The sequence below is a fragment of the Paraburkholderia caffeinilytica genome (assembly GCF_003368325.1).
Taxonomy (GTDB): Bacteria; Pseudomonadota; Gammaproteobacteria; order Burkholderiales; family Burkholderiaceae; genus Paraburkholderia; species Paraburkholderia caffeinilytica.
In genome coordinates, this window is sequence record NZ_CP031466.1 from 3,295,277 (window position 1) to 3,319,897 (window position 24,621).

24 protein-coding genes are annotated in these 24,621 nt (G+C 61.4%); 13 read left to right on the plus strand and 11 right to left on the minus strand.

Annotated features, from left to right (window positions below):
• Positions 1–60: 60 nt before the first annotated feature.
• Complete coding sequence (locus tag DSC91_RS14440) at positions 61–711, plus strand: YceI family protein (protein WP_115779255.1); 651 nt, start codon at positions 61–63, stop codon at positions 709–711.
• A gap of 84 nt (positions 712–795) precedes the next feature.
• On the opposite strand, the gene tdh is transcribed toward DSC91_RS14440, so the two are convergent.
• Positions 796–1,827 carry an L-threonine 3-dehydrogenase gene (tdh, locus tag DSC91_RS14445; protein ID WP_115779851.1) on the minus strand — a complete coding sequence of 344 codons (1,032 nt, stop codon included), beginning with the start codon at positions 1,825–1,827 and terminating at the stop codon, positions 796–798.
• 13 nt (positions 1,828–1,840) lie between these two features.
• The gene (locus DSC91_RS14450) at positions 1,841–3,040 is read right to left on the minus strand and encodes a glycine C-acetyltransferase (RefSeq protein ID WP_115779257.1); all 1,200 of its coding nucleotides are present in this window, start codon (positions 3,038–3,040) and stop codon (positions 1,841–1,843) included.
• A 169-nt stretch (positions 3,041–3,209) separates the two neighbouring features.
• Here DSC91_RS14450 and DSC91_RS14455 point away from each other — a divergent pair, with 169 nt between their 5' ends.
• The 3 genes from DSC91_RS14455 (at position 3,210) to DSC91_RS14465 (ending at position 5,480) form a co-directional block, all read left to right on the plus strand.
• Positions 3,210–3,836 (plus strand): helix-turn-helix domain-containing protein, encoded by a 627-nt coding sequence (locus tag DSC91_RS14455; protein WP_115779259.1) that lies wholly within the window; start codon positions 3,210–3,212, stop codon positions 3,834–3,836.
• 114 nt (positions 3,837–3,950) lie between these two features.
• Positions 3,951–4,349 (plus strand): DUF2471 family protein, encoded by a 399-nt coding sequence (locus DSC91_RS14460; RefSeq protein ID WP_115779261.1) that lies wholly within the window; start codon positions 3,951–3,953, stop codon positions 4,347–4,349.
• Positions 4,350–4,412: 63 nt separating this feature from the next.
• Positions 4,413–5,480: a tyrosine-type recombinase/integrase gene (locus DSC91_RS14465; protein ID WP_115779263.1), complete on the plus strand. Its 1,068-nt coding sequence runs from the start codon at positions 4,413–4,415 to the stop codon at positions 5,478–5,480.
• Positions 5,481–5,568: 88 nt separating this feature from the next.
• Here the strand turns inward: DSC91_RS14465 and DSC91_RS14470 are convergent, their stop codons facing one another.
• Positions 5,569–6,774 carry a DNA-binding protein gene (locus tag DSC91_RS14470; RefSeq protein WP_115779265.1) on the minus strand — a complete coding sequence of 402 codons (1,206 nt, stop codon included), beginning with the start codon at positions 6,772–6,774 and terminating at the stop codon, positions 5,569–5,571.
• Between the two features lie 1,996 nt (positions 6,775–8,770).
• Here DSC91_RS14470 and DSC91_RS14475 point away from each other — a divergent pair.
• The gene (locus tag DSC91_RS14475; protein ID WP_115779267.1) at positions 8,771–10,120 is read left to right on the plus strand and encodes a replication initiation protein; all 1,350 of its coding nucleotides are present in this window, start codon (positions 8,771–8,773) and stop codon (positions 10,118–10,120) included.
• 79 nt (positions 10,121–10,199) lie between these two features.
• Here the strand turns inward: DSC91_RS14475 and DSC91_RS14480 are convergent, their stop codons facing one another.
• Both DSC91_RS14480 and parA read right to left on the minus strand, forming a co-directional pair.
• Positions 10,200–11,255, minus strand: a complete 1,056-nt coding sequence (locus DSC91_RS14480) for a ParB/RepB/Spo0J family partition protein (protein WP_115779269.1) — start codon at positions 11,253–11,255, stop codon at positions 10,200–10,202.
• Between the two features lie 24 nt (positions 11,256–11,279).
• Entirely contained in the window at positions 11,280–11,942 is a 663-nt protein-coding gene (parA, locus tag DSC91_RS14485) for a ParA family partition ATPase (protein WP_054034704.1), read from the minus strand.
• A 935-nt stretch (positions 11,943–12,877) separates the two neighbouring features.
• Between parA and arsC the strand changes: the two genes are divergently transcribed.
• Positions 12,878–13,237, plus strand: coding sequence for an arsenate reductase (glutaredoxin) (gene arsC, locus DSC91_RS14490; RefSeq protein WP_115779272.1), 360 nt, complete (start codon positions 12,878–12,880; stop codon positions 13,235–13,237).
• 27 nt (positions 13,238–13,264) lie between these two features.
• Here arsC and DSC91_RS14495 read toward each other — a convergent pair whose 3' ends face one another.
• Entirely contained in the window at positions 13,265–14,248 is a 984-nt protein-coding gene (locus tag DSC91_RS14495) for a sulfonate ABC transporter substrate-binding protein (RefSeq protein ID WP_115779274.1), read from the minus strand.
• A gap of 307 nt (positions 14,249–14,555) precedes the next feature.
• Here DSC91_RS14495 and DSC91_RS14500 point away from each other — a divergent pair, with 307 nt between their 5' ends.
• On the plus strand, positions 14,556–14,846 hold the full coding sequence (locus DSC91_RS14500; RefSeq protein ID WP_115779276.1) for a DUF1272 domain-containing protein: 291 nt from the start codon (positions 14,556–14,558) through the stop codon (positions 14,844–14,846).
• A 111-nt stretch (positions 14,847–14,957) separates the two neighbouring features.
• Here DSC91_RS14500 and DSC91_RS14505 read toward each other — a convergent pair whose 3' ends face one another.
• Positions 14,958–15,161: a zf-HC2 domain-containing protein gene (locus tag DSC91_RS14505; protein WP_115779278.1), complete on the minus strand. Its 204-nt coding sequence runs from the start codon at positions 15,159–15,161 to the stop codon at positions 14,958–14,960.
• Entirely contained in the window at positions 15,148–15,756 is a 609-nt protein-coding gene (locus tag DSC91_RS14510; protein WP_097397126.1) for an RNA polymerase factor sigma-70, read from the minus strand. The genes DSC91_RS14505 and DSC91_RS14510 overlap by 14 nt, the downstream gene beginning before the upstream one ends.
• A gap of 448 nt (positions 15,757–16,204) precedes the next feature.
• On the opposite strand from DSC91_RS14510, the gene DSC91_RS38510 reads away from it, so the two are divergent.
• Together DSC91_RS38510 and DSC91_RS14515 are read left to right on the plus strand one after the other, a co-directional pair.
• Positions 16,205–16,336, plus strand: coding sequence for a hypothetical protein (locus tag DSC91_RS38510; protein WP_268238900.1), 132 nt, complete (start codon positions 16,205–16,207; stop codon positions 16,334–16,336).
• Between the two features lie 417 nt (positions 16,337–16,753).
• The gene (locus DSC91_RS14515) at positions 16,754–17,308 is read left to right on the plus strand and encodes an NADPH-dependent FMN reductase (protein WP_115779280.1); all 555 of its coding nucleotides are present in this window, start codon (positions 16,754–16,756) and stop codon (positions 17,306–17,308) included.
• 115 nt (positions 17,309–17,423) lie between these two features.
• Here the strand turns inward: DSC91_RS14515 and DSC91_RS14520 are convergent, their stop codons facing one another.
• From DSC91_RS14520 to DSC91_RS37485, 3 genes are all read right to left on the minus strand, one after another.
• A complete protein-coding gene (locus tag DSC91_RS14520; RefSeq protein ID WP_115779282.1) occupies positions 17,424–18,443 on the minus strand; it encodes a hypothetical protein in 1,020 nt (339 codons plus the stop codon).
• Positions 18,444–18,680: 237 nt separating this feature from the next.
• The gene (locus DSC91_RS14525) at positions 18,681–20,969 is read right to left on the minus strand and encodes a hybrid sensor histidine kinase/response regulator (protein ID WP_115779284.1); all 2,289 of its coding nucleotides are present in this window, start codon (positions 20,967–20,969) and stop codon (positions 18,681–18,683) included.
• A 129-nt stretch (positions 20,970–21,098) separates the two neighbouring features.
• On the minus strand, positions 21,099–21,407 hold the full coding sequence (locus tag DSC91_RS37485; RefSeq protein ID WP_162831396.1) for a hypothetical protein: 309 nt from the start codon (positions 21,405–21,407) through the stop codon (positions 21,099–21,101).
• 236 nt (positions 21,408–21,643) lie between these two features.
• Here DSC91_RS37485 and DSC91_RS14530 point away from each other — a divergent pair, with 236 nt between their 5' ends.
• From DSC91_RS14530 to hpnD, 4 genes are all read left to right on the plus strand, one after another.
• Positions 21,644–22,012 carry a response regulator gene (locus DSC91_RS14530; RefSeq protein ID WP_115779286.1) on the plus strand — a complete coding sequence of 123 codons (369 nt, stop codon included), beginning with the start codon at positions 21,644–21,646 and terminating at the stop codon, positions 22,010–22,012.
• Complete coding sequence (locus DSC91_RS14535) at positions 22,005–22,628, plus strand: chemotaxis protein CheC (protein WP_115779288.1); 624 nt, start codon at positions 22,005–22,007, stop codon at positions 22,626–22,628. The genes DSC91_RS14530 and DSC91_RS14535 overlap by 8 nt, the downstream gene beginning before the upstream one ends.
• Entirely contained in the window at positions 22,625–23,563 is a 939-nt protein-coding gene (locus DSC91_RS14540) for a sensor domain-containing diguanylate cyclase (RefSeq protein ID WP_115779290.1), read from the plus strand. The genes DSC91_RS14535 and DSC91_RS14540 overlap by 4 nt, the downstream gene beginning before the upstream one ends.
• A gap of 209 nt (positions 23,564–23,772) precedes the next feature.
• Positions 23,773–24,621 (plus strand): presqualene diphosphate synthase HpnD, encoded by an 849-nt coding sequence (gene hpnD / locus DSC91_RS14545; protein WP_115779292.1) that lies wholly within the window; start codon positions 23,773–23,775, stop codon positions 24,619–24,621.

Below are 24,621 nucleotides of genomic sequence, written 5' to 3' on the forward strand. Positions count from 1 at the left end.
CGGCGCGTTGGGCGCGCTTACTGCTATTGTGATGACGATCGATCAACTGGAACGAAAATCATGAGCCGCTCTATTGTCCGCGCGTCGTTGGTGCGTGCGCTACTCAGCGCAGCACTGCTGACTTCGATGGCCTGCACGCCCGTGCGAGTCCTCACGCATACGGTCAGCCAGAACGAAGCACGCGTGCCGGCCGGTCGCTACGATCTCGATCGGGACCATTGCAGCATTACCTTCGACATCGATCACTTCAAGTACTCGCGCTTTACGATGCGCTTCGATCGCAAGCAGGGGCAACTCGACTGGAACGAAGGCGGAATGGACAAGAGTAGCGTGGCGATTACGATCGACGCCGCGAGCATCGACACGAATGTGCCGCTACTCGACAAGATGGTGAAAAGCGACAGCATGCTCGATGTGTCGCGCTTTCCAGAGGTGCGCTTCGCCAGCACGCGGTTTGAGCGAACCGGCGAATCGCGCGGCACGTTGAGTGGCGATCTGACGATTCACGGCGTCGCGCAACCGGTCACGCTCGACGTCACCTTCAACGGTTTCGCCCCCGATCCGCTCACGAAAAAAGACACGCTCGGCTTTTCCGCGGACGGTCACTTCAGCCGCGCGAAGTTCGGTTTGTCGACGTGGTACCCGGCTGTCGGCGACGATATTCATGTGCGTATTCAGGCCGAGTTCGTCAAAACGCCCGCAGGCGCGTGAGCGCGGTGCGGGCGTTCTGGTTCAGGCGTCGTCGGTCAGACTTTTCGTTTCAGGCGCTGCGCATGAGTGCGTTGTCGTTTTGGCTCACGCAGCGGTCCAGTCGAGAATCACCTTGCCGCTCTCGCCTGAGAGCATCGTGGCAAACGCTTCCTGATAGTCGTCGACCTTGAAGTGGTGCGTGAGGATCGGCGACAGATCCAGACCGCTTTGCAGCATCGCGACCATCTTGTACCAGGTCTCGAACATCTCGCGGCCATAAATACCCTTGATTTCGAGGCCTTTGAAGATCACCTGGGTCCAGTCGATCGCGGTCTGCGCGGGCGGAATGCCGAGCAGCGCGATCTTGCCGCCGTGGTTCATCGCTTCGAGCATGCCGGTGAATGCGCTCGGCACACCTGACATTTCGAGCCCGACGTCGAAACCTTCGGCCATGTGCAGATCGGCCATCACGTCGCGCAACGATTCACGCGAGACGTTCACCGCACGCGTTGCGCCCATCTTGCGCGCGAGTTCGAGGCGATAGTCGTTGACGTCGGTAATCACCACATTGCGTGCGCCAACATGCTTCGCAATCGCCACCGCCATGATGCCGATCGGCCCGGCGCCGGTGATCAGCACGTCTTCGCCGACCAGGTTGAACGACAGTGCCGTGTGCGTGGCGTTGCCGAACGGATCGAAGATCGCAGCGAGATCGTCGGAGATTTCAGGCGGAATCTTGAATGCGTTGAAGGCCGGAATCACGAGGTATTCGGCGAACGCACCTTCGCGATTCACGCCGACGCCCACCGTATTGCGGCACAGGTGCCGGCGTCCCGCACGACAGTTGCGACAGAAACCGCAGGTGATATGCCCTTCGCCCGACACGCGATCGCCGATTGCAAAGCCGCGCACTTCCTGCCCCATCTCGACGATTTCGCCGACGTATTCGTGACCGACATGCATCGGTACCGGAATCGTCTTTTGCGCCCAATTGTCCCATTTCCAGATGTGGATATCGGTGCCGCAGATCGCGGTGCGCGTGATGCGGATCATCACGTCGTTGTGACCGACTTCGGGCTTCTTCACATCCGTCAGCGTGAGGCCCGGTGCGCGTTCGAGTTTTGCCAATGCTTTCATGTGCGCCTCCGCTTCAGATGATGCCGAGTTGACGGCCGACGCGCGCAAATGCATCGACGGCTCGATCGATTTGTTCCGGCGTGTGCGCGGCGCTCATTTGCGTGCGGATTCGCGCACGGCCTTTGGGCACGACGGGGAACGAAAAGCCGATTACGTACACGCCTTCCTTCAACAACGCGTCGGCCATCTTCGATGCGAGCTGCGCGTCGCCGAGCATGACTGGAATGATCGGGTGTTCGCCGGGCACGAGCGTGAAACCGAGCGCGCTCATTGCGCGGCGGAAATGCGCGCCGTTTTCGCGTACGCGCTCACGCAGTTGCGCGCCTTCGTCGCTCGCGAGCAATTCGAGTACTTTCAGCGACGCGGCGGCAATGCTCGGTGTCAGCGTGTTCGAGAACAGATAGGGGCGTGAGCGTTGACGCAGCAAATCGATGACTTCCTGACGCGCGGCGACATAGCCGCCGGATGCGCCGCCGAGTGCTTTGCCGAGCGTGCCGGTAATGATGTCGACGCGCGACAGCACACCGCAATGTTCCGGCGTGCCGCGCCCATGCTCGCCGACGAAGCCGACCGCGTGCGAATCGTCGACCATCACCAGTGCGCCGTAGCGGTCGGCGAGATCGCAAATACCGGCGAGGTCGGCGATGATGCCGTCCATCGAAAACACGCCGTCGGTGGCGATCAGCTTGAAGCGCGCGCCGGCGGCATCCGCTTCTTTCAGCCTGGCTTCGAGATCGGCGAGGTCATTGTTCTTGTAGCGAAAGCGCTTCGCCTTCGAAAGCCGCACGCCGTCGATGATGCTCGCGTGGTTCAGCTCGTCGCTGATGATGGCATCGTTATCGTCGAGCAGGGTTTCGAACAAACCGCCGTTCGCATCGAAACAGCTGGAGTAGAGGATGCAATCGTCGGTTTGCAGGAATGCGGCCAGCGCTTTTTCAAGGTCTTTGTGCACGGTTTGCGTACCGCAAATGAAACGCACCGACGCCATGCCGAAGCCGTCGTTGTCCAGGCCAAGCTTGGCGGCCTCGATCAGCCGTTCGTCGTTGGCCAGACCCAGATAGTTGTTCGCGCAAAAATTCAGCACTTCCGTGCCGTTCTCGAGACGCACGTCAGCCGATTGCGGGCTGGCGATCACGCGCTCGCTCTTGTAAAAACCGTCAGCGCGGATCTGCTCGAGAGTGCCGCGCAGATGGGCGAGGTAAAGGTCACGCATGAACCAGGCTCCTGAAAGGGTAGTGCGCCCGTGGGCGACATGCCCGGCACGTGCGGCATGTTCGACGTCGAGGCGGGCTGTTATAGTCGGCTGTCAGTTTTATCGGATATTTTCGTTTTTCCGAACTAAAATCCGGTATGTCGAACAACTCTAAACGATAGGTCAGTAAATGGCAAGTTCGGGAATCCGCCGCGCAGCCGCCAGCGCGGCCCCCACTTCAGGCACGAGTCCGGTTCCGGCGATCGCTGCGCCGCCTCGCGTCGGCGAGCAGATTCAGCGTCTGCGCGCCGAACGGCGCATGACGCTCGACGACCTGTCGCGTGCGGCCGGCGTGTCGAAATCGATGCTCTCGGAAATCGAGCGCGACAAGGCCAATCCGACGATCGCGGTTGCGTGGCGTCTGACGAACGCGCTCGGCGTCAGTCTCGATTCGCTGTTCGCGCCGCAGAAGGCGCCGGAGGCAATTGCGGTCTCCGGTCCGCACGACATCCCCACCTTGAGCGGGCACGAGGCCAAGTATCAGTTGCGTGTCTGGGGCCCGATCGAATTGGCCGGCAAGTTCGAGTGGTATGAGCTGACGCTGCAGCCAGGCGGGGCGCTGGTGTCGAACGCGCATGAGCCCGGCACGCGTGAGCATCTGACCGTGCTGTTGGGATCGATCGAGATCGAGGCGGCCGGCACGACAAAGCGGCTCAAGGCCGCGGACACCGCGCGCTACGTCGCCGACGAGCCGCATGCGATTCGCAACGTCGGAAAGGGCGAGGCGAAAGCGCTGCTGGTGGTGATTCACGGCTGAGGGGCGGGCGCACCGCGGCTGGTTGATGTCGGAATCGGACTGAATTGTCGTTTGGCCGAGGTTGCGCGAGACACTGTATATTTGCACAGTACAGGGTGTCGACTGGAGCCGATAATGAACGACCTGACCACCGAACAAGCCGAGCATGCTCTGGCCGCGCTGCGCTATCAAACCGCGGCGCGCGATCTTGAACACATCGTGCGCAACATCGCCGCACGCTACATCGTCCAGCAGGTGCCGCTCTCGTGGCGGCTGCTGCATGCAATCGAAGCCGAAGCGCTGGCGGATCTCGGATTCGCCAGTCGGCACGACGCGATCATGCTCGGCCTGTTCCAACGGCCGTCCGAGCTGCCTTATCCGGAAACGGACGAGGCAGTGGATTTCGGCACATCCACTGCTTTGCCGGCGGTGTTCGCGTTTGCCGTCTCGGCCTATGAAGAGGCGGCACGCCGCGCCGCGCAACCTGCATCGAAAGGCGCGCCGCTTAAGCACGCGCGGGCGTGGGGCGACTGACCCACGCGCTGTGTTTTCATCGGTTGCCACCTACAATATGCGCAACTAACGGAAAGATAGCCCATGTCACCTCCTCATCTGTCCGACCTGGTCTCGCGCCCTGCACCGTCAACCGATCTCTTCGATCAGGAACGCGAAGACTGGCGCCGCGATCCGCAAATCGCATTCGATGCGTGGCTTGCCAAACAGCATTTCAGGCGCTCTTCCGCTGAAGTCTATCAAGCACAGTGGGGGCTTTTCCTCGACTGGCTTGCGGTCCGCCAAAAGAGTCTGGCCACGGTCGATACGCAAACCATCGCTGAATTCGTGGGTGGTCTCGCGATCCGAAAACCGCAACGCGTCAGGTATTTGCGGCTCATCGAACGGGTGCTGGATCACGTCCGCGAGATCGAATCCGCGTCGACCAACCCTGCGCGTTTTATTGCTCAGGATGGCGAAGCAGCATGGCGAAACGCACGCGATAACGAACCGACCGGGTTTCTTAACCATGCCGAACGCGCCGCGCTCATTGCCCAACTGTTTTCGCCCTTGCCGGCCTTATCTGTCGCGCAGCGCTGGAGGGAGCGACGCGACCGTGCATTGATTGCGGTGTTTCTCGGCGGTGGCATCAAGACCGGCGAGGCTGCAGCGCTTACAGTTAGTTGCGTCAGTGTCGGCTCACCGTGGATCACGATCGAGTCCGCGAATCCGATGCTGACGCGGCGTACCCGGCTCGCGCCCTTCGCGGCCGCCGTTCTCGATGCATGGCTTGCCGAACGGCGCCTTTCCGAACTAACCGGTAATCTGGTCTTTCCCGCTTCGCCTTCAGGTCGTCCAATGCACAAGGCGACCATGTTGCGCGCAGTCGATGCGTTGATCGACGCGGCAGGCATTGCCGCGTCGCGAGCCTCGCGCGCCAGTCCGCAGACTTTGCGCAACACCTTCGCGGCGGATCTGTTCGAAAGCGGGGTTGAAGCGGAACTGGTCGGGCAATGGCTGGGATTTGTCCAGGCCGTATCGGCCAACCGTTTGTATCGGGCGTGGCAAAGGTGGATGGATCAGCAGGATTCGCCAGTTGTCGATGTGCCGGATCCTGCCGCTCCTCCATTGCCCGCGCCTAGACTGGATGGGCGTTTGACGAGGAAAGGGTGATCGGGCGAGCCCTGAAAATACTCACCCTTAAGGTCCCGAATTTCCTCACCTTTGGCAATTTATCCGCTATGACGCCCGCGTCGTGCGGTCATGCCGACGCCGCAATCGACCCGTTCGACAAAAATCGGCTGACCGCCTCCAGCCTTGATTCTCCGAGGCCGGACGAGTGATCGCATTCCGGACACTGCAACTCGAAGCGGTGATCCACTTGCGACAACTCGGGCTCACCTTGCTCACATTTTGGGCAGCGCAGTGGCAGCGTGACATGGCCGTCCGCCGCGGTGCCGATCACGGCCAGCTCGTCGGTTGTGAGCCTGCCTGCTTCGACCAGCGCACACAGCAGGTTTGCGATCGCGGGATCGATGTCCTGTTGGCCGCGCAGTGCCGCAACTTCTTTCGTCAACGCATCGACTTCGTCCGATTGCTCGCGCAGTTGCGTGTCGAGCCGGTCGCCGCGGGCCTTGGCTGCGGCGAGCTGCTGAATAAACTCGAATTCCTTGCGGCTTGCGTCACGTACCCCAGACTGGTAGGTGGCCGCCATGCTCCGCAAAGAATCGAGTTCGACCAGCATCGGCTTCACACGGCGCTCGGCTTCGGCGACAGCGTCCTTGATCTGTTGCGCATAGTGCTCGGTGCTTTGGCGCAATTCGACATGCAGGGCATCGATCCGGTCGCGGAGCGCCGCGTTAGTCGCCTGTTCGGTATCGACGCGTTGGCGCAACATTTCGTTTTCGCCGTCGAGTCGACGCACCGTGGACTGCAAGCCTTCCTGGTGAGCGGTCCCATGCGTGGTGGCGCTGGATAGTTCGGTTTCGAGCGCGCGAACGCGTTCCCATGCGGCTTCGGCTCTGAGTTCGCTGCGCCTGATCGCGTCTTCCGACACGTCGCGGCGAATTTCCGCTTCTCGCGCACGTTGGTCGGCGACGGTGATTTGGGCGCGAATTTCGTCGCGTTCGCTGTCGAGGGTCGAACGGGCATGCACTACCGCTTCTTCGAAAAGGGCGCCCAACAATTCTCCGGCGCGATCTTCCAGTGCTTTCGGGATAGCGCCGGCGCCGACTTTGACGCGCGACACCGTTCGGATGCGTTCCCAAAAATGATCGATGTCCTTTGGGATGTCGCTCGCGCTGCCTGTTTGGGTCAGGTCGCGGACGGCCGCCATGGACGGGCGAATTCCCAAATCGAAAAAAAGTCGCTTGCACGCGTGCAGTGACAGTTCTTGCCGTCTTGCCCCGTTAGCCCGTAACGATTCAAGCTCGTCGCGGATGGTTTGTCGTTCCTGGTCCAGATTCATGTATGCCTCGATGTCGCTCGAATTGGATGAATCATAACAATTTACGTATTGTTTGCTACGTATTTGTTTGAGGCGAGTGTTATTTGGCCAATTGGCGTGTTTTGAGGGTGCTGGTCGCTTAGAAGATCGGAGCCAGTGAAATTTTTCCGTGAAACAAAACGAAGATTAGCCAACAAGCCATTGTAAATAAAGAGATTTTGGCAGTTTCTTTTTGATCGCTCACTGTTTCACGAAGACGTCACGGGAGGTTTAGGGGTGGAAAGGTTTTGTCCGAAGGACACGCGGGGAAAGTCTAGAGAGTAATAAAAGTAAACACCTTTGAACCCATGTTAAAAACGTTAACGCCATGGCAAACCCTTACCAGGCAAGGGTTCCAGCCCGACAAGGTGAAGCTTTACGGGAATGGTGGTGAGGTCTTGCGGGAGAGTTGAGTGATGAGGTTCGGGGGACTCGGTGAGCAGCTCCGGGACAGAACGTGAGCGGGTTCAGGAGCGACCTCGAAAGTGCGGTTTGGCTAAAGGTGAGATTTTGCGGGACCTGCGCGCCCGGGATCGCCCGGCAGCGCTCAAAAGTGGGTGCGGAGCGAGATCGACCTGAAGGTGAGAGATTTCGGGACCCTCGCCGACCCCGGATTTTGATCTTATTTGGGCCTCGTTAACCCCATTGGTGAGTCGAGACAGGAGAAAACGCGAACTGAAGGTGAGACTTTCCGGGGCTGAGGTGTCATTTTTGCCTCAAATTTGTGCAATCTGGCGCTTAAGGTGAGTGTTTGCGGGAGCTGAACCGGATTTCGACCAAAATTCGGTCCGCTACGTCGATTGGCTCCTCGCTCGCCTTTGTGCAAAGGTGAGCGAATTCGGGAGACGTGGATCGAGGCGATGGCCGGCTCGCCAAAATGCCTGTTTTGGGCCTGAGGTGAGATTTTTCGGGAGCCTTTTAGGGCGCTTGCGATCGCTAAGGTGAGGAAATACAGGACCAAAATCGCCGCAACGGGCCGGAAAAGCCCTACAGACGCTGTCAGCGCCATTCCGGTTTCGTGACTGCCGAAATCGTAAGGTGAGATTTTTCGGGACTCTTTGGGTTGCGGCAGGAAAGGTCAGATTTCATCGAAACGCTGCCAAAGGTGAGGATATACGGGAGGGCGTATCCATAGCCCGGTCAATCGTGACTTCATAACCCAATGAAATCATTGAGTATTTTTTGTGCATTGCGCAAAGGTGAGGTTTTTCGGGGGCGTTTTTCCATGACCCATGCAAGCCTGCTCCGGGCTCATAGGTGAGGCTTTCCGGGAGGATTTAACGGTGTTTTTCCAGGGCCCCAGGTCTGGAGGCCGCGCCGTTTCGAGCGTTCGGTTAGCGTTAAGGTGAGCTTTTTCGGGGGAGGTTGTCGCGACTCGACTCGGATTTCACACTCGCGTGAATGAAGTGTCTTGCTGCCAGGTTCGGCGGCCTCTGTTCAAATGGACGTCGCGGCGGTTGCCGTATCCCTCTGCGCGGCGTAGACCATGTGCTCGTCATCGACACGTGGGCGCGCCGGCGAGCTTCGTTGCGCCGCCCGCCTGGTTAGGGCGGCTTGATGCGCTTGCTGCGCGGGTGACGAAGGCGACCGCCGCGATCGCAGCAAGTTTTCCTCGAGTCGCCCTCCCCTATCCGCTGAAATCGGCCGAAGCGCACCCGCGCCGACGACGGAGTGCGAGTGCGGGCCGCTCGCAACGTGCGTGCGGGCAAAATTCACGAAAATTTTTTGAGGTGAGAAGATTCGGGATCGAGTGGCGCCGGTTCGTGACGGGTCGGGAATCGGTCAGTTTTTCGGGAGGCCGTGATCTGTAAGGATGCCCTGAACCTGGCGCGAAACGGGTGAGGTGAGGGTTTTCGGGAACCGCTCGAGGTGAGTTGTGCTTCGTAAACTCACTTCACCGGGAACGGTGAGACCCATGCTATAGACGTGTATCACCACAGCCGGTATGCTCTCGCCAAATCCCTCCTCGACCAGAAGCATGGCCACGAAGCGCGCGAAGAAGACAGATGTAGTCAGCCCGAGCTCGGCCGAACTACGCAAGGCCGTCGAGGCGATCGCCATCCAGCCTAAGAGCGGCAAGATCACGCTCCTCACCCGCAAGCTGTTCAACGTTCTCCTTGCCGTCGCTCAGCAAGCGGATGAGTCCGGCGACACTTATCGCGCCTTGCTGTCCGACATCGTCGCCAATTCGGCATTCGATTCGAACGACACAGCGCTCGTGAAAGAGCATCTGCGGCGCATGGTGTCGGTGCAGGTTGAGTGGAGCACGGGCACGTCCAGCCAGAAGCCGGGCCGGAAATGGGGTATTTCCACGCTGATTGCCGATGCGGAAATTCTCGAAGATCCCACCACCCGCCGCGTGTGGGTGGAGTTCTCGTTCGCACCTAAGATCAAGAAGAAGCTGCTCGACCCGGTCCAGTATGCGCGGCTGAGTCTGCAGTTTCAGAGCCAGCTGCGCAGCAGCGCGGGGCTCGCACTGTATGAGATTTGTGTTCGCTACCTGACCAACCCTAGCCATCTGACGATGCGCGAATCATGGGAATGGTGGCGCCCCATTCTCTCCGGCACACCCGACACCGAAGCAGGCGACGAAGCAAAGCGCGAGTACAAGTACTTCAAGCGCGATTATCTGCGCCCTGCTATCGCCGAAGTGAATGCGGTCACCAACATCTTTGTCGAACTGATCGAACACCGGGAAGGACGGCGTGTCGCCGAGATCCAGTTCCGCGTGACCGAGCGCAAGCAGCCCATGCTTGCACTCGACGAACACCCGAATGTGTTCGACAGCACCTTGGTCGACCGGATGGTGAAAATCGGCATTCCGCTGAAAGAAGCGCAAACACTGTACGCCGATAGCGAAGAGAACCGGATTCGCGCGGCACTGCAGATGACCGAGCAACGCATGCGCAGCACGTCGCTGCCCGCTGTGCGTAGCGCACCGGCTCTGTTCAAGGATGCGTTGAAGAAAGGCTATGCGCCGCCGGTCGAAGCACTGCCGTCCGGTAGCGGCGGCAAAGCCGCGGTGGCAGCGCCGGCGGACGACCTGAAAGCGCGTCTGCTTGGCGAGTACTCGGCGGTTCGTCGCAAGGAAGCGCGCGAGCTCTACGACGAGCAAGGTGAGTCCGAACGGGAGATCGCGCGGAAATCGTTTGAGGAAGACGAGTTGCCGGGTCTCGGTACTCACATGCGGGACGACTGGCGCCGTCGTGGGCTGGATTCGAAAATCGTCGAAACGGCGTTCTTCGATTGGCTGGCCCGTAAAACGTGGGGTGAACCCACCGATGGCGATCTGCTCGCCTTCACGCTGAGTCAATCGCGCGCGGCGTAGCCATCAATATCGCATCAAGAAAAACGGCGGCCACTCTCGTGGGCCGCCGTTTCTTTTCCTGCTGATACTTTCCGCTCTGTTACTTCAGCATCTTTTCAATCTGACGAAGAATGTCGTCACGCTTCTCACGCGTAAGGCCCTTCAGACGCAGTTCGATTCGGTCGTCCCCATACGATTTCAGATCGCCGACCGAGACGCCTCCGAGCTTGATTTCCAGACGCTGCGCATAGCGCTGCCGCCCGGCCGGCTTGGCGCTTTCCTGCGCGCTTGCCCTGCCCTTTACGATGTCCGCGACTTGTCGCGTGCTCAGGTCGTCCGACAGAATTTTGTTGATCAGGCGCAGCGTGGCGTCGGCGCCGCGGGCAGTGTGATAGCGGCCCACCTGATACGCCATGTTCGAACCAAAGCGGTCCGGCCTTGCGACCATCTCATGCATCACCACTTCGGGTAGCTTCGCAATCGACAGGGCGACCGCGACCGTCGACTCGTCTAGTCCGAGGTGTTCGGCGAGCTCCTTCTGACTCTGGAAATGCCGATCGTCGAGAAAGCGTTTCCAGACGACGGCGTTGTCGAACACAGTCTGCGAATCGCGCTGAACGTTGAGGTCATAGCCAAGCTTATAGCTCTGGATGCCGATCGGCAGATCGATGACGATGGCCTTTACCGATTCCTTGTTCGCTTCTTTAAGCGCGCGCACACGCCGGCCGCCGTCGCTGACGAAGTAGGTGCCGGGATTGTCGTAATCGGGAATGACGTGAATCGCCTGCTGCTGGCCCTGCTTCGCCAGGTTGACGGCAAGCTCGGCAATCGACGCCTTGAGGTAGAAATGACGTGGATTGAACGGGCTCGGCTTGATCGTTTTGAGCGCTAGCTCGATGACCTGGCCCGGCCGGTAGGCGTGCTCGATCCGCCAGGCACGGTAGGCCGCCGACTCATTGGCGATATCTGCGGCTTCGACTTCCGCGATGTCCAGGGACATGACCGGCTGGATGGTGCGGCTCGGGACATCGCCAGTCGTGGCGCCATTCTTGACCAAACCGTCGATCGCGTTCAGGCGGTCGAGGGCGGTTCGCTTTTCGCTGCTGGTCGTATCAGGACGTGCTTGAAAGCCTTTGGCGAATTGGGAGGGTTTCATTCAGGGTCCTTTATGCGCATAAATTCAGGGGAGCAGGGCTGCGATCTCGTTGGCACACGCCCGCACTTCGATGGCGGCGAGCTTGGCGCCGCGATCGTTCATCTGAAGCACTGTCTGCCCTAACGCCATTGCCTGCTTATAGGCTTCCCGTGTCGGGATCTGGGTCTTGAGCAGTGGGAAACCGAGCTCTTCCAACGCGCGCTTCAGTTCGCGCGTCAGCATCCGTTTCTCTTCGGTCTTATTCAGCAGAAAGACTGCGCGCAGGTCCTCGTTCATGACCTGAGCTTGCTGGACGAGTTTCACCAGTCCGACGCTCGACCAATAGTCGGCGGGCGATGACGACGTCGGCATGATCGCGACGCTCGCCGCGAGCAACACGACGCCGGACACTTTCTCGGTGATGGAGGGCGGGCAGTCGACGACGATGATGTCGTAGTCAGCCACGAATTTCTTGATCTCGCGATGGATCTGGCTGCCGGCTTCGGAGAGGTTGACGACTGGGAAGGGAATGCCGGTTTCGCCGTCTGATGATGCACTGGCCCAATGGACCAGGGTGTTTTGACCATCTGCGTCTACGACGAGGACGCGTTTGCCTTTTTCATGGAACGCAGCCCCGAGGTGCATCGCGATTGTGCTCTTCCCGACCCCACCCTTCTGCTGAGTTACCGCGATGATTTCTGCTGCCAATCTTCACCTCCTCTTTTTAGACGCAAAAGGATTTTACCTGGATGAATTCGCATTTCAATCGTTTTTGTGTAAACGCGAGAAGAATTAGCCGATCGGGATAGGTTTATGCGCATAAAGGATGTGGCAAGACGCGGTTGAGCTGAAGCGCAGCGGTTGCGAGACGCTTATCGGCAGAGAGAGGTGCGGGGCGTCTGAGGGATGTCAGGCGTGATGAGGTATCGAAGGAGGGAGGCGGCTATACGATCCTGCTCGACGTGCGGCTACGCCCTCGGGTACAGCTTGTGGGGCGTCAGCCATCTTCGAGTTCGACGCTGCCCCGCTTGATCAGATCTGGCCGTGCTGAGCCGCGTTGCTTTTGGAAGTCCGGCTGTTGGCTGCAATAAGGCGAATCAGTGCCACGAGCGTGAGCCGCGAGTCATTTGCGCGGATCTTTATGCGCATAAACCCCTCGAGCATTCCTCACGCGTCGAGTCGTCGCTGCGGTTGTCGTCGGGCCGCTTGGATCGACGCATGATCCTGTCGGCACGGCACGGCACGGCACGGCACGGCACGGCACGGCACGGCACGGCACGGCACGGCACGGCACGGCACGGCACGGCACGGCACGGCACGGCACGGCACGGCACGGCACGGCACGGCATCTGGGACTGGGGGCCTCGTTCATTCATACAGAGGCCGGCAAACAATATGAGTCGAAGCACCCAGCCGCGCGACCCAGTCCGTTCCAACGCACGTGACAACAACTTCCTGCCAGCACTTTATGCGCATAAACCGAACGGCGCGATCACCAACAGTCAACGCCCTTTCACGACGCAGCGAAACCCCGACCGTCTCGCCTGCCCGTGCCGCGTGCCCCTCCCACTCCCAGCACCCGCTAGAATCCCTCACGAAAACCGCCCTGCAACCCAACACGTGCAACACCTATTCAACTATCCATGATCACCATCTACCACAACCCCCGCTGCTCAAAATCACGAGCGGCGTGCGATCTGATCACCACCACCTACAATCGCGCCAACGAGCCTACGGAAATTGTCGAATACCTGAAGCAGCCGCTCACCGTCGCGCAGTTAAAGGAACTCAACGCGCAACTAGGTTGCTCAGTCCGCGAAATGATCCGCGACACCGAGCCCGAATACAAAGCGCTCGACCTCTCCGACAGCACGCTGAGCGACGCTCAGTTATACGAAGCATTGGCAAAGCACCCCATCCTCCTGCAACGACCGATCGTCGTGCGAAACGGGCGAGCCGTGATTGGCCGCCCGCCGGAAAATGTCGAAGTGCTATTCGCCTAGGCGTCGAAACGTCATGGTCCAGGTGACCTAGGCTTTGGCGGGCAAGGCAGCATCCTTCGTCACGATCTTTGTCGGGATGATGCGCAGTTCGCTGAACGTGTCGGCAATACGTTGTTGTTCTGCAAGCACGTTCGCGTCGACGGGTTTGTAGATGTGCGCATAGTGCCGCAAGCCCGCCTCGATCACACCAGCGTCAAGGCCCTGAATCGGCGCAAGCTGAGCGGCGGCTTCACTGTAGTGGCCGCGTACCCACGCCCCCTCTTTGCTGACTTCGTCCATTACGATCGTGAGCACGTCGCCGTTTTGCTGCGCAAACGGCCGCGCGCTCAGGAAGAACTGATGGTGACTCACGATGCCTTCGCCGTCGGCGAGCAAACGGGCATTCGACTGGCGTTTTGCCGCCTCGAGGAACGGGTCCCAGATCGCCCATGCGTCGATCGCACCGCGTTCGAAGGCCGCACGCGCATCGGCGGGCGCCAGAAAAACGGGTTGGATGTCGCTGTACTTCACGCCGCTCTTCTGCAATGCGGCGACCAGAAACCAGTGAACGTCCGAGCCTTTATTGAGGGCGATCTTTTTGCCCTTCAGATCGGCCAGCGTTTTGATCGGCGCGTCCTGATGGACGAGGATGCCTTCGGCGTGCGGCGTCGGGATTTCATACGCGGTATAGACGAAGTTCGCGCCGGCCGCTTGCGCGAACACGGGTGGCGCCTCGCCGACATAGCCGAAGTCGATCGCGCCGACATTCAAGCCTTCGAGCAACTGCGGCCCGGCGGGAAACTCAGTCCATTTGACCGTGATGCCAAGCGGTGCGAGCTGCTTTTCGAGCGTACCGTGCGCCTTCAGCAACACGAGCGTATTGGCCGCTTTCTGATAACCGATGCGAAATTCCTTCGCATGCGCATCCGCTGCGAAGACTGACGTGGAGACAACGGGCAGGGCCGCGGCGGCCAGCGAGGCGCCCACACCAGCGATAAACGCGCGGCGGGTCAGCAACGGATGACGGGACATAAAAGTGCTCGATAAAAAGACGGACGCAAAACGGACCGATTGACCCCGACGATAATTCGTCTGCAAGCCTGGATGAACCGATAAATTCGCATAAGCAAATCACGCCGGAGGGTGCGGAACGCACCTGCGGTCCCGATCTGCGTGCCTGACTGCGCCAAGCAGTGTGCTTCGCTAGCAGGGATCGCAAACGGTGGCAGGAATTGACGCCTGGCTGTCAATTGCGCATGGTCCAGTCCGCTTACACTGCCTCGACACAGCAGACGAGGTGCAGTCCCGCGCCTCGCTGCTCTGCCGAAGCGGAGCCACCATGCTTGAACTGAGACCGTCCTGCGAAGGATGTGGCAAATCACTGCCGCCGAACGCCCCCGACGCGATGATCTGCACGTACGAATGCACCTTCTGCGAAGTGTGTGCGCTCAGCGCGCTGCGCAACGTGTGTCCGAACTGCGGGGGCAATTTCCAGCATCGGCCGATTCGCACGCGCGCGCAGCTGGCCAAACATCCGGCCCGTACCGAAGCGCATCCCGTTTCCATCGACGAAGCGTCGCACGCGAGCTTTTTCGAGCGCTATCGGAACACGCCACCCGGCGAGCGCTAAGCAAGGTTGCCGGCACAAGGCGGCGTTCAGGCCAACCGTCATCCATTGCGGCTGCAGCCCGCAAGGCCTCCGTGCGATGCGCAGCCCAAGGCCGGATGCCCATAAGCCACGTCAATCGTCACTGCCGCCTGCACCCGGCGCCGCAATCCCGCTTGCCGTACGCGCCGCCACGCGCAGCAGACGAATCTGTTTGCGGTAATTGCGGCAGCCGCTGCAGGTCGGCAGATGCAGCCGGATTGCGACCCATTCGCCGGTCGTCAAACGGCGGTCGAGCGCGTCCGATAACAGACGCGTGATGTGCTTACACTTCCCCATTCGCATCCTCTCTGGATAGGCCCTTTTCGCTCAGGCAAGTGCGCAAGCGCAGCCGTGCGCGATAGATCAGCACGCTGCAGTGATTGGCGGTCATCTGCAGTTCGGCGCAGATCGCTTCGGTTTCGAGATCGAGGAATTCGCGCATCATGAACACGCGCCCGATGTGCTCGGGCAGGTGTTCCAGACACATCTCGAACAAGGTCCAGAATTGCTGCTGACGCAGCGCGGTTTCCGGCGTCGGCCATGGTTGCGGCTTGCTCTCGCGCGACCAGTGGCCGTTGTCCTTGAAGAGTTCGCGATCGAGCAGCGTTTCACCGTCGATTTCGGATTCGAGCGCCGACAGGTTCACCGTGCGCTGCCGGGCGCGCAAGGTGTCGACCAGCTTGTGCCGCAGGATGCCGAACACCCAGGTCTTGTGCTCCGATTGCGCGGCAAACCGGTCGGCTTGTGTCCAGGCGGCGGCCAGCGCCTCCTGGACGGCGTCTTCGGCGGCAGCGGCGTCGCGCAGTTGCAAGCGGGCGAAGCGCAACAGGTCGCGCCGCAGTTGCGTCAGATAAACGGGATCGTCGAGCGCCGGCCCGCTTACTTGCGCCATGGCAGGCTCCATCGCCGCGCTCGCGGTTGCCGCGCGTTTTCTTCTGAATCGTTGTGGTTCATAGGCGGGTGGCTTTCCTCGCGCGGTTCCCTGACATGTGCGCCATTCTCGCGCACGTTCCAGCGCAAGCGAATCGGTATTGAACATGTGTCCGCCGGCAAGCGATGACCTGATGACCTTAGTCGTGCCGTAACGGGCTTTATGACAGCAAAAAATATTATTGCGCAAAATGAAATCAAGGCCGCAGCGTGCAATCGTAATTTCAAGTGTATCGGCGAGACGTGCTGAGAGGCACGCCTCAAGCTCGCCATAAACACGCGTCCGGATTATTTCAGTATCTGAAAAAATCTCTTCTTGTCTTCGGTGTTTTTAAGGGGACACTGAATCGCTATTCTCCACTCCATCGATCGCCCAGATCGCGAACCAATCGCTGAAGAGGAGTCGCACCATGAAACGCATTCTTACCGCCCTGATCGCTTCCGTTGCTCTGTTTGCTGCTGCTTCGGGCGCCGCTCAAGCTGCCGCACCGGCCCAATGCGGCGGCCCGGCATCGTACTGCAACGTGTTCTTCGGCAACTGAGCTGGCGGACGCAGCCGGACACCCCCCGACACCAGTCTGCTGACGAGGCGGGTTCTCGAAATCAAAAAGGGCGCCGACGAAGGCGCCCTTTTTGCGTCTAATCTGCCGGCGCGGCACCGAAATCAGGTTGCCGTGCGATCGCGAAGAACGCCCATTTGCCTCAAATCGTCCTAGGCCGAAAGCATGCTTGATTGACAAGGCAAAAGTACCAGTTATCCACAAGGTTATTCAGTGAATCTGTGGATAACTTTGGTCGCTACCGGGTTATCCACCGGTCGCAACTTTTGAGGCCTGGTCCAGCGCCGCCCGAAACCGGCGTTTTTTGAATGCGTCACCGCCAGGCGGCGCGGCTATTGCCTATGATGGACAGTTCGTACCCTTTTGCGCGTCAAGCGCTCTATCTCAAGGAAGCGAACCATGGCCCATCACATCGCAGTGGTCGTCGGCAGCCTGCGCCGCGAGTCGTTTAACCGTCAATTGGCGCAAGCCGTGATTTCACTCGCGCCGGCGGACTTCACCTTTGAATTCATCGAGATCGGCTCCTTGCCGCTCTACAGCCAGGACTACGATGCCGACTATCCCGAGGTTGCCAGGCACCTGAAGCAGCGCATTGAAGCCGCCGGCGGCCTGCTGTTCGTCACGCCCGAGTACAACCGCTCCATGCCGGGCGTCCTGAAGAATGCGCTCGACTGGGGTTCGCGGCCGTGGGGCACCAATTCGTGGGCCAACAAGCCCGGCGCGGTGATCGGCACCTCGCTCGGTGCGACCGGCACGGCGCTGGCGCAACAGCATCTGCGCAACGTGTTGGCGTACCTCGATGTCGCCACGCTTGGCCAACCTGAAGTGTTCATCAAGCACGACCCGGCGACCATCAACGAGAAAGGCGAGATCGTGAACGACGGCACGCGCAAGTTCCTGCAGACGTTCGTCGACCGCTACGTCGCGTGGGTTAAACGTCAGACTGCTGCCTGACGGCCAATCCAGGCCAGTTCGCGCCAACTCAGGCAGCTCTGCACGCGTCTGCCCGAACCGAAAACGCCGACGTAGCCGCAACTGCACGGCACGTCGGCGCAGCCGCTGAGTCCGCCTAGACGTGGTGGTGCCCCGTCACCCGTTCCCAGCCATGGCGCACAGCGAGCTTGAAGCGCTCCCACGTGCTCTCGGGCGAAGTGTTTTCCCAATGGCGCCGGGCTTCCGGCTCGACGTCGTCCCATGGCCGGTCGCGATATCGCGCGTCCTGACCGATCTCCGCGCCGTAGCGGTAGGCCGGCACGTAATCTTCATAGCGCGCGTTCTCTGACGCGTATTGCTCGTCGTAGTGCGTGCGGAAATCCTCTTCGTATTCCAGGTACTCGTTCGGAATCTGGTCGCCGGAACCCGCAGTCGGTTGCCCCGTTTCGGAGACGATGTTCGGCGGCTGCAAGATCGCACCCGAGCCCGGCACCGAGCCGGCGGCGATCGCGGTACGGTCCGCGTCGCCGAACAGCGGATTGGCGACCGGCTCGTTGACCGGGTCGTGCACCGGCCGCTCAGCCAGCGGCGGCGGGACGAAGGGCTCGGCGTCGGTGCCCATGAGCGGTGGCGGATAGAGCGGATCGGCCGGGCTTGCAGGCCGCGTGGTTGAAGCCGGCGTCGCTATGCCGGGCGTCGTCACGCTCGATGTGTGCGGCGTGCCGGGCGTCACCGCGCCAATGCCGAGTTCGTCGAGGATCGAGTGATCGCGGCTCGATTCCGCCGGCGTGTCCCAATCGGGCGAGCGCTCGCCGACGTCGGTCGCGCCCAGCCTCCTCAAGGTATTGCGCGCGAGTTCCGCGTGGGATTCGCTTGCCGCGTTCACGCAGACCAGCACGGCGCCGCGGCGCACGGCGTCAGCGTAGCGAGCTGTGTCCGACGCGCGGGGACCGGCCGCAAACAGGCTCGAGAGAAAGCGCTCGATGTTGGCGAGCACGCCGGAACTGGCGACCTCGTCGGTTGCGGAGCCGACGGAGGGTTCCGGATTCGCCTGCAACTCGATCGTTTCGCGTGCGAAACCAGTCTGCACAAGCGTGTCGCGTGCGGCCTCGGCTTGAGAGTAGGTGTCGAATAAACCAATCACGGTATGTCGCATGGCTGTCTCCCGACGGTTTTAGGTGGATCGAACGGCGCAAGAACGCGTCGGCCTGCCTCCCCAAAACACTGCAACGATCATGCCGGGGCGGCACGATGCGTCCGCGCAGGCCGCCGCCGCCCGCTGCAGGCCGCTGGCGCCGATCTGGTTACCCAGAAACCGCGGCATACCGCTGCCGCGCTTTTACAACCACCGGTAAATGGCGGCGGATGCTGACGAGGCCGGCATGGGCCGGCTTCAGCCGGCTGGATGCGCTGCCGCAGCGGGATCCGCGCCGGTCTGCGCCAGGTCCCGCTGGATCGTTTGCAGGAGCGCTTCGAGCAACGCGATATCAAAGGGTTTGGACAGCACCCGCACGTTCACATGCCGCGCACGGTCGAGTTCTTCCGCGTAGCCGGTGACCAGAATGACGGGCAGTCTGGTGTCGAAAGCCTGCACGGCTTCGGCCAGGTCGATACCGTTCATCGTGCCGGGCATATGGATGTCCGACAGCACGAGGTCGAACGGCAGCGGCTCGCCGGTGCGCGCCTGCCTCGCGTGGGCGTCGTCGAACAGGCAGAGCGCGGTATCCGCGTTGAACACACAGGTGACTTGGTGGCCCATCATCTGCAGCAGGGCCTCGGTGCCGGCGGCGACGTCGTCGTTGTCCTCGACCAGCAGGATGCGCAAGCCGTGCGGCGTGCCGCTTTCCTCGACGCCCGTCTCAGCGGGCAGTTCGGCCTCGGGCGCGGCGGCGGCGCGCGGCAGATAGAGGCGCACCGAGGTGCCCGCGCCGATTGCGCTGTCGATCGCGGCAAGGCCGCCGGAGCGCTCACAGAAAGCGAAAACCTGCGGTAGCCCGAGACCGGTGCCCATGCCTTTCGGCTTCGTGGTGAAAAGCGGTTCGAAGGCGCGCGCGAGCACGTCAGGCGGCATGCCGGCGCCGGTGTCTTCGAGTGAGAGTTGCACGAAGTCGCCAGTCAGCGGAAAGCCGTCCTGGTGACGGAAGTTGATGTTGGCGGCGCGAACCGTGAAGCGGCCGCCGTTCGGCATGGCGTCGCGCGCGTTCACCGCGACGTTGATCAACGCCAGTTCGAGCTCGGCGACGTCGACACGCATGGGCCAGATATCGACGCCGATGTCCATTACCAGCGAAACCTTCGCGCCGAGCGAGGCACGCAGCAGTTCGCGGCAGGCCGGCAGCCAGCGCTCGAGCGCCAGCGTCTCGTTGCGCAACGGCTGCTTGCGCGCGACGCCGAGCAACTGCCGGGTGAGCGACTGGCCGCCCTTGAGCGCCCGCTCCATCGCCGACAATTCGCGGTCGAGCCCCGGCGCGCCGTGCCGCCGGGCGATCTGTACGTTGGCCGAGACGATCATCAGCAGGTTGTTGAAATCGTGCGCCACACTGCCGACCAGATTGCCAAGCGCCTCCATCTTGCGCGACTGGCGATACGCGGATTCGATCGAGCGGCGCATCGAGGCTTCGGCCTGCCAGCGCTCCCACGCCTCTTCCTCGGCGCCGAGGCGCCGCAGCGACAGCCAGATCACGCACCACAGCACGATGGATGGCGTGAACATCGACAGGATCAGCACGCTCAGATGCCGGTACCACGCAGCCCAGATCGCCGAGGTGCGATAGCCGCACAGCGCGTACACCGGATAGGCGCCGATGCGCCGGAAGGCGAGGATCACGTTGTCGTCGTCGAGGTCGGAATGCATGCGCACGACGCCGGCTCGCCGCCCTTGCGCGAGCGCTTCGGCCAGTGGCGAATTCGACGCCATCGCCAGCGGCTCGCGTGGGCGGCGCGGATAGTGCGCGAGGATCGCGCCGTCGGTGCGGACGAGACTCATGATCATCGGCGTGCTGTCGCTGCCGCCGAGCAGTTCCCGGTAGAACGCATCGAAATAGCTGGGCCGCAGTGCGACCGAGACGACCCCGGCAAACGAGCCGTTGGCGTCGAGCCGCTCCACGCCCGTGTTGAACACCTGTTCGCCCACGACATGTCCCGTCATGATCCTCGAGACATGCTCGAGACCCTTGCCGTCGCGAATACCGATGAAATCTTCCCGATCGGCAATCGACAACACCGGCGCGGGATAGAAACGGCTGGTGGCGAGCAGATCGCCCTCGGGGCCGAAGATCGAGACGGCCGCCACCTGGGGATAGCCACCGCCCATGGTGCGCAGCTTCTCGTGAATTTCGCCTTCCTTGGCGCGAATGCCGTTGTCGTCCAGACCTTGCGTCAGATCGACGATGCGCGCGTCCAGCGTCTCGTTCATGTCGAACACCTTCAGCGCGTGTTCTTCCGCCACGCGCACCGTGCGCAGCGTCACGTCGGTCGCGTCGGCCATGCGCCCGCGCAGGTCGCCGAACGCCATCGCCGCGACGTACACGCACGGCAGCACGATGGCTGCGATCAGCAGCGCGATCAGCGTGATGCGCCGGACGTGGAAATTCTGTTCCGGCACGGCGGGGAACCGCGCCTCGTCCTGATGGCTAGCGGGAGGGCGGCTCGCTTCGGGCGGGTCGAACCGGTCTGATGTCATGGTCGATAACGCTAAGGTCGTTCTGGACGAAGGGGCCGGGAGTCGGTGTCATACAAAAAGCATAGACACGTAGTAGCGGTACTGGTTACTGTGACAAATGGTCGACCCCTGATTTGTCGGCCGTTTGAATCAGTGACAAATCGAGAAGCGCAAACGTACACAAAAGTATAAATGTAAAAGAAAGCCTTCGAAATCTACCGAAACATTTTCAAGAATTGTATTTAATGGGAGAATCTCTTTAATCAGGGTGAAATTGGCGAGTTGCCTTTCCGCCAATTTGCTTCGAAAATCGATGCGATCACAAAAAATGCGTCCGCCACGTTCGGATGCATCTGCCGCGAGGCCCGCCAGACAACGCGCACAACGCGTGACCGAAGGCGCTCGCGGAAACAGGCGCGCGGCAAGGGGACCAACCCGATCCGTGAAGCGCGGATTCATCTACGGGGTAGGCTCGAACATGCCGGTCATAGCCGTCGTCCACCGTGCTCGCACGCATCCATGCGCGCCCACGGCTTCCGTCACAAGCGCCTCGCTGCGCGCGCTCCCCGCTCGTTTGCAAGCTCCATTCTCGCAAGCTTCAGCCCGCTTCAGCGCTGGTCGACAGACCGCACGCTAAAGAAACCACTCTACCCGCCGTTAACGCGCAAGAGCTAATTTCGCTTACCGACCTGCCCATGCCTTTGCCCATTGTGATCGCCGACGATTCGTTGCTTGCCCGCAAGGTGCTCACCAAGGCATTGCCGCCGGACTGGAAGGTGGACGTGTCCTACGCGACGAACGGGCGCGAAGCGCTCGGCCTGTATCGCGAAGGCAAAGCGTCGGTGATGTTCCTCGACCTGACGATGCCGGACATGACCGGCTATCAGGTGCTGGAAGCCTTGCAGCACGAGGATCTGAACACCTTCGTCATTGTCGTCTCCGCCGATGTTCAGCCGATGGCCCAGTCGCGCGTGCGCGCGCTCGGCGCCGCTGCATTCATCGCCAAGCCCGTGACGCCCGAGGCGGTACTACCTATCCTCAAGGAGTACGGGTTGTATGTCTGAGCCAGTCCTCACCGAAGACCGGCGCGACGCGCTGCAGGAAGTCGCCAATCTGGCGATGGGCCAGGCCGCGACGCGTCTTGCGAGTCTGCTCGATGCGTTCATCGAATTGTCGGTGCCGCGCGTGAAGGTGGTGGCGGTGAGCGAGGCGGCCAAGGCGCTGCGCGAGATGACCGGGATCGAGGACACGGTGAGCGCGGTGCGCCAGGGCTTTCGTTCCGACATCAAGGGCGAAGCGCTGGTAATTTGCCGCAGCGACAGCGTCGACCAGTTGTGTTCGCTCGTGAGCGATCCGTACTCGCGCTCGAGCTACGAAGCGGTGAGCCAGCAAGAACTCGTGTTCGACGTCGCGAACGTGCTGACGGGCGCGTGCGTCTCGTGCATTCTCGACCAGCTCGGCCGCACGCCGGTATTCTCCGCGCCGGGCCTGCTCGGCGAAGCGATGACGCTCGACGAAGTGTTCCAGCCCGGCGTGCTGCAATGGGAAGTCGCGCTGCTGGTCGAAGTCAATTTCGCGCTCGAGGATCAGAGTTTCCGCGCGCACCTTGTGATGCTGATGGCCGAAGAGTCGATTCGTCACATGAACGAGGCGCTCGACGAGCTGTTGTCCAGCCTATGAATGTGTCCGTGGAGTCGTTGAGCGATCTGGTGGTCGAACGTGTCGGTTTCGGCATCTTCGTGCTCGATCGCAACATGACGGTGCTGATGTGGAATCGCTTCATGCAGGACCACAGTGGGTTGTCGCCGGATCAGGTGGTCGGCAAATCGCTCTTTGCGCACTTTCCGGAATTGCCGCGCGTGTGGCTGTCGCGCAAGATCGAAAGCGTGTTTCAGCTCGGCAGTTTCGCGTTCAGTTCGTGGGAACAGCGCCCGTACCTCTTCAAGTTCGATCACGACCGGCCGATTACCGGCGGCGTCGATTTCATGCAGCAGGACTGCACGTTCATGCCGCTCACGCGCGATCGCGAAGTGGTGGCGGTGTGCGTGACCATCTCCGACGTCACGCATGTCAGCATCGTGCAGCGCGAGCGCGAAGAAGCGGTCGCCAAGTTGCAGGAATACGCGGACCGCGACGGTTTGACGGGCATCGCCAACCGGCGTTACTTCGAAGCGCGCCTGCGCGACGAGTACACGCGCTGGCAGCGCTACGGCGGCGAGATGTCCGTGCTGCTGTTCGATCTCGATCACTTCAAGAAAATCAACGACCAGTTTGGCCACGGCGTCGGCGATACGGTGTTGCGCGTGATGGCGCAGCGGGTCGCCGGGGTAGTGCGGGCACAGGATACGTTCGGGCGTTTCGGCGGCGAGGAGTTTGCCTTGTTGTTGCCGTGCACGCCGCTCGAAGACGCCATGCGGGTCGCGGAAAAGATCCGCTGCACGATCGCCGACACGCCGGTCGAAGTGCAGGGCACGAGCGTGCCGGTGACTGCCAGCGTCGGCGGTGCGGCGGCGCGCGTGGGCGTGCCGGCGTACGACGTGCTCATCAACGAAGCCGACGCGGCGCTATATAGCGCGAAGCGGCAAGGACGCAACCGTTCGGTGGCGTTCACCTGAGCGTTTCTCGCGAGGCGCTACGCTCCTTCTTCCGGCCCCTTATTCACCCCTAAACTGCGGCATCTCACAAAGGTTGTTATACTTTTCGCCGTTTCCGGCCTCCCAGCCGGGTGTTTCGCGCGTGTCCGCGCGCGCGGGCCGCTTGCCCTGCGGGTAGGCATTAAACCTTCTTGAACGCCTTTCAGCGGGCGCCTCCAGCGGAGATCGTCTTGGCTGTTTCCAATCTTGTCGTGGACGATACAGAAATCGACGCCGCTGCCGCCACGTCCGGCAGCTCGTTCTATCTTGCGATGCGCATCCTGCCGGCCGCGCAGCGCGACGCGATGTATCAGGTCTACGCCTTCTGCCGCGCTGTCGACGATATCGCCGACAGCGACATGCCGCGCGCCGAACGCGCCGCCGCGCTCGAGCGCTGGCGCGCCGACATCGACGCGTGCTATGCCGGCGCACCGCGCGCTTCCTTGCGCGCGCTGACGCGGCACATTCATACGTTTCACCTGCAACGCGAAGATTTTCACGCAATGATCGACGGCATGGCGATGGACGCCGCCGCCGACATCTGCGCGCCCGACGAAGCCACGCTCGACCTGTACTGCGACCGTGTCGCGAGCGCGGCGGGCCGTCTATCGGTGAGGATATTCGGGATGCAGGAGGAGCCGGGCCGTTTGCTCGCGCACCATCTGGGCCGCGCGCTGCAACTGACCAACATCCTGCGCGATATCGACGAAGACGCCGGCATCAACCGTTGCTATCTGCCGCACGAATTGCTGGCGCGCGAGGGCATCGCCGTGACGAGCCCGGTGCAGATCGCCGACGACCCGTCGCTGCCGCACGTCTGCGCCACGCTTGCCGAGCGCGCCAAACAGCATTTCGCCGCCTCCGACGCGATCATGGACCGCGAGCCGCGCAGCCATGTGCGTGCGCCGCGCATCATGTCGGGCGTCTATCGTTTGCTGCTCGACCGCACGCTCGAGCGCGGTTTCGACATTCCGCGTACGAAGGTCAGCAAGCCGAAACTGCGCATGCTGTGGGTCGTCGCGCGCTACGCGCTCTTCTGA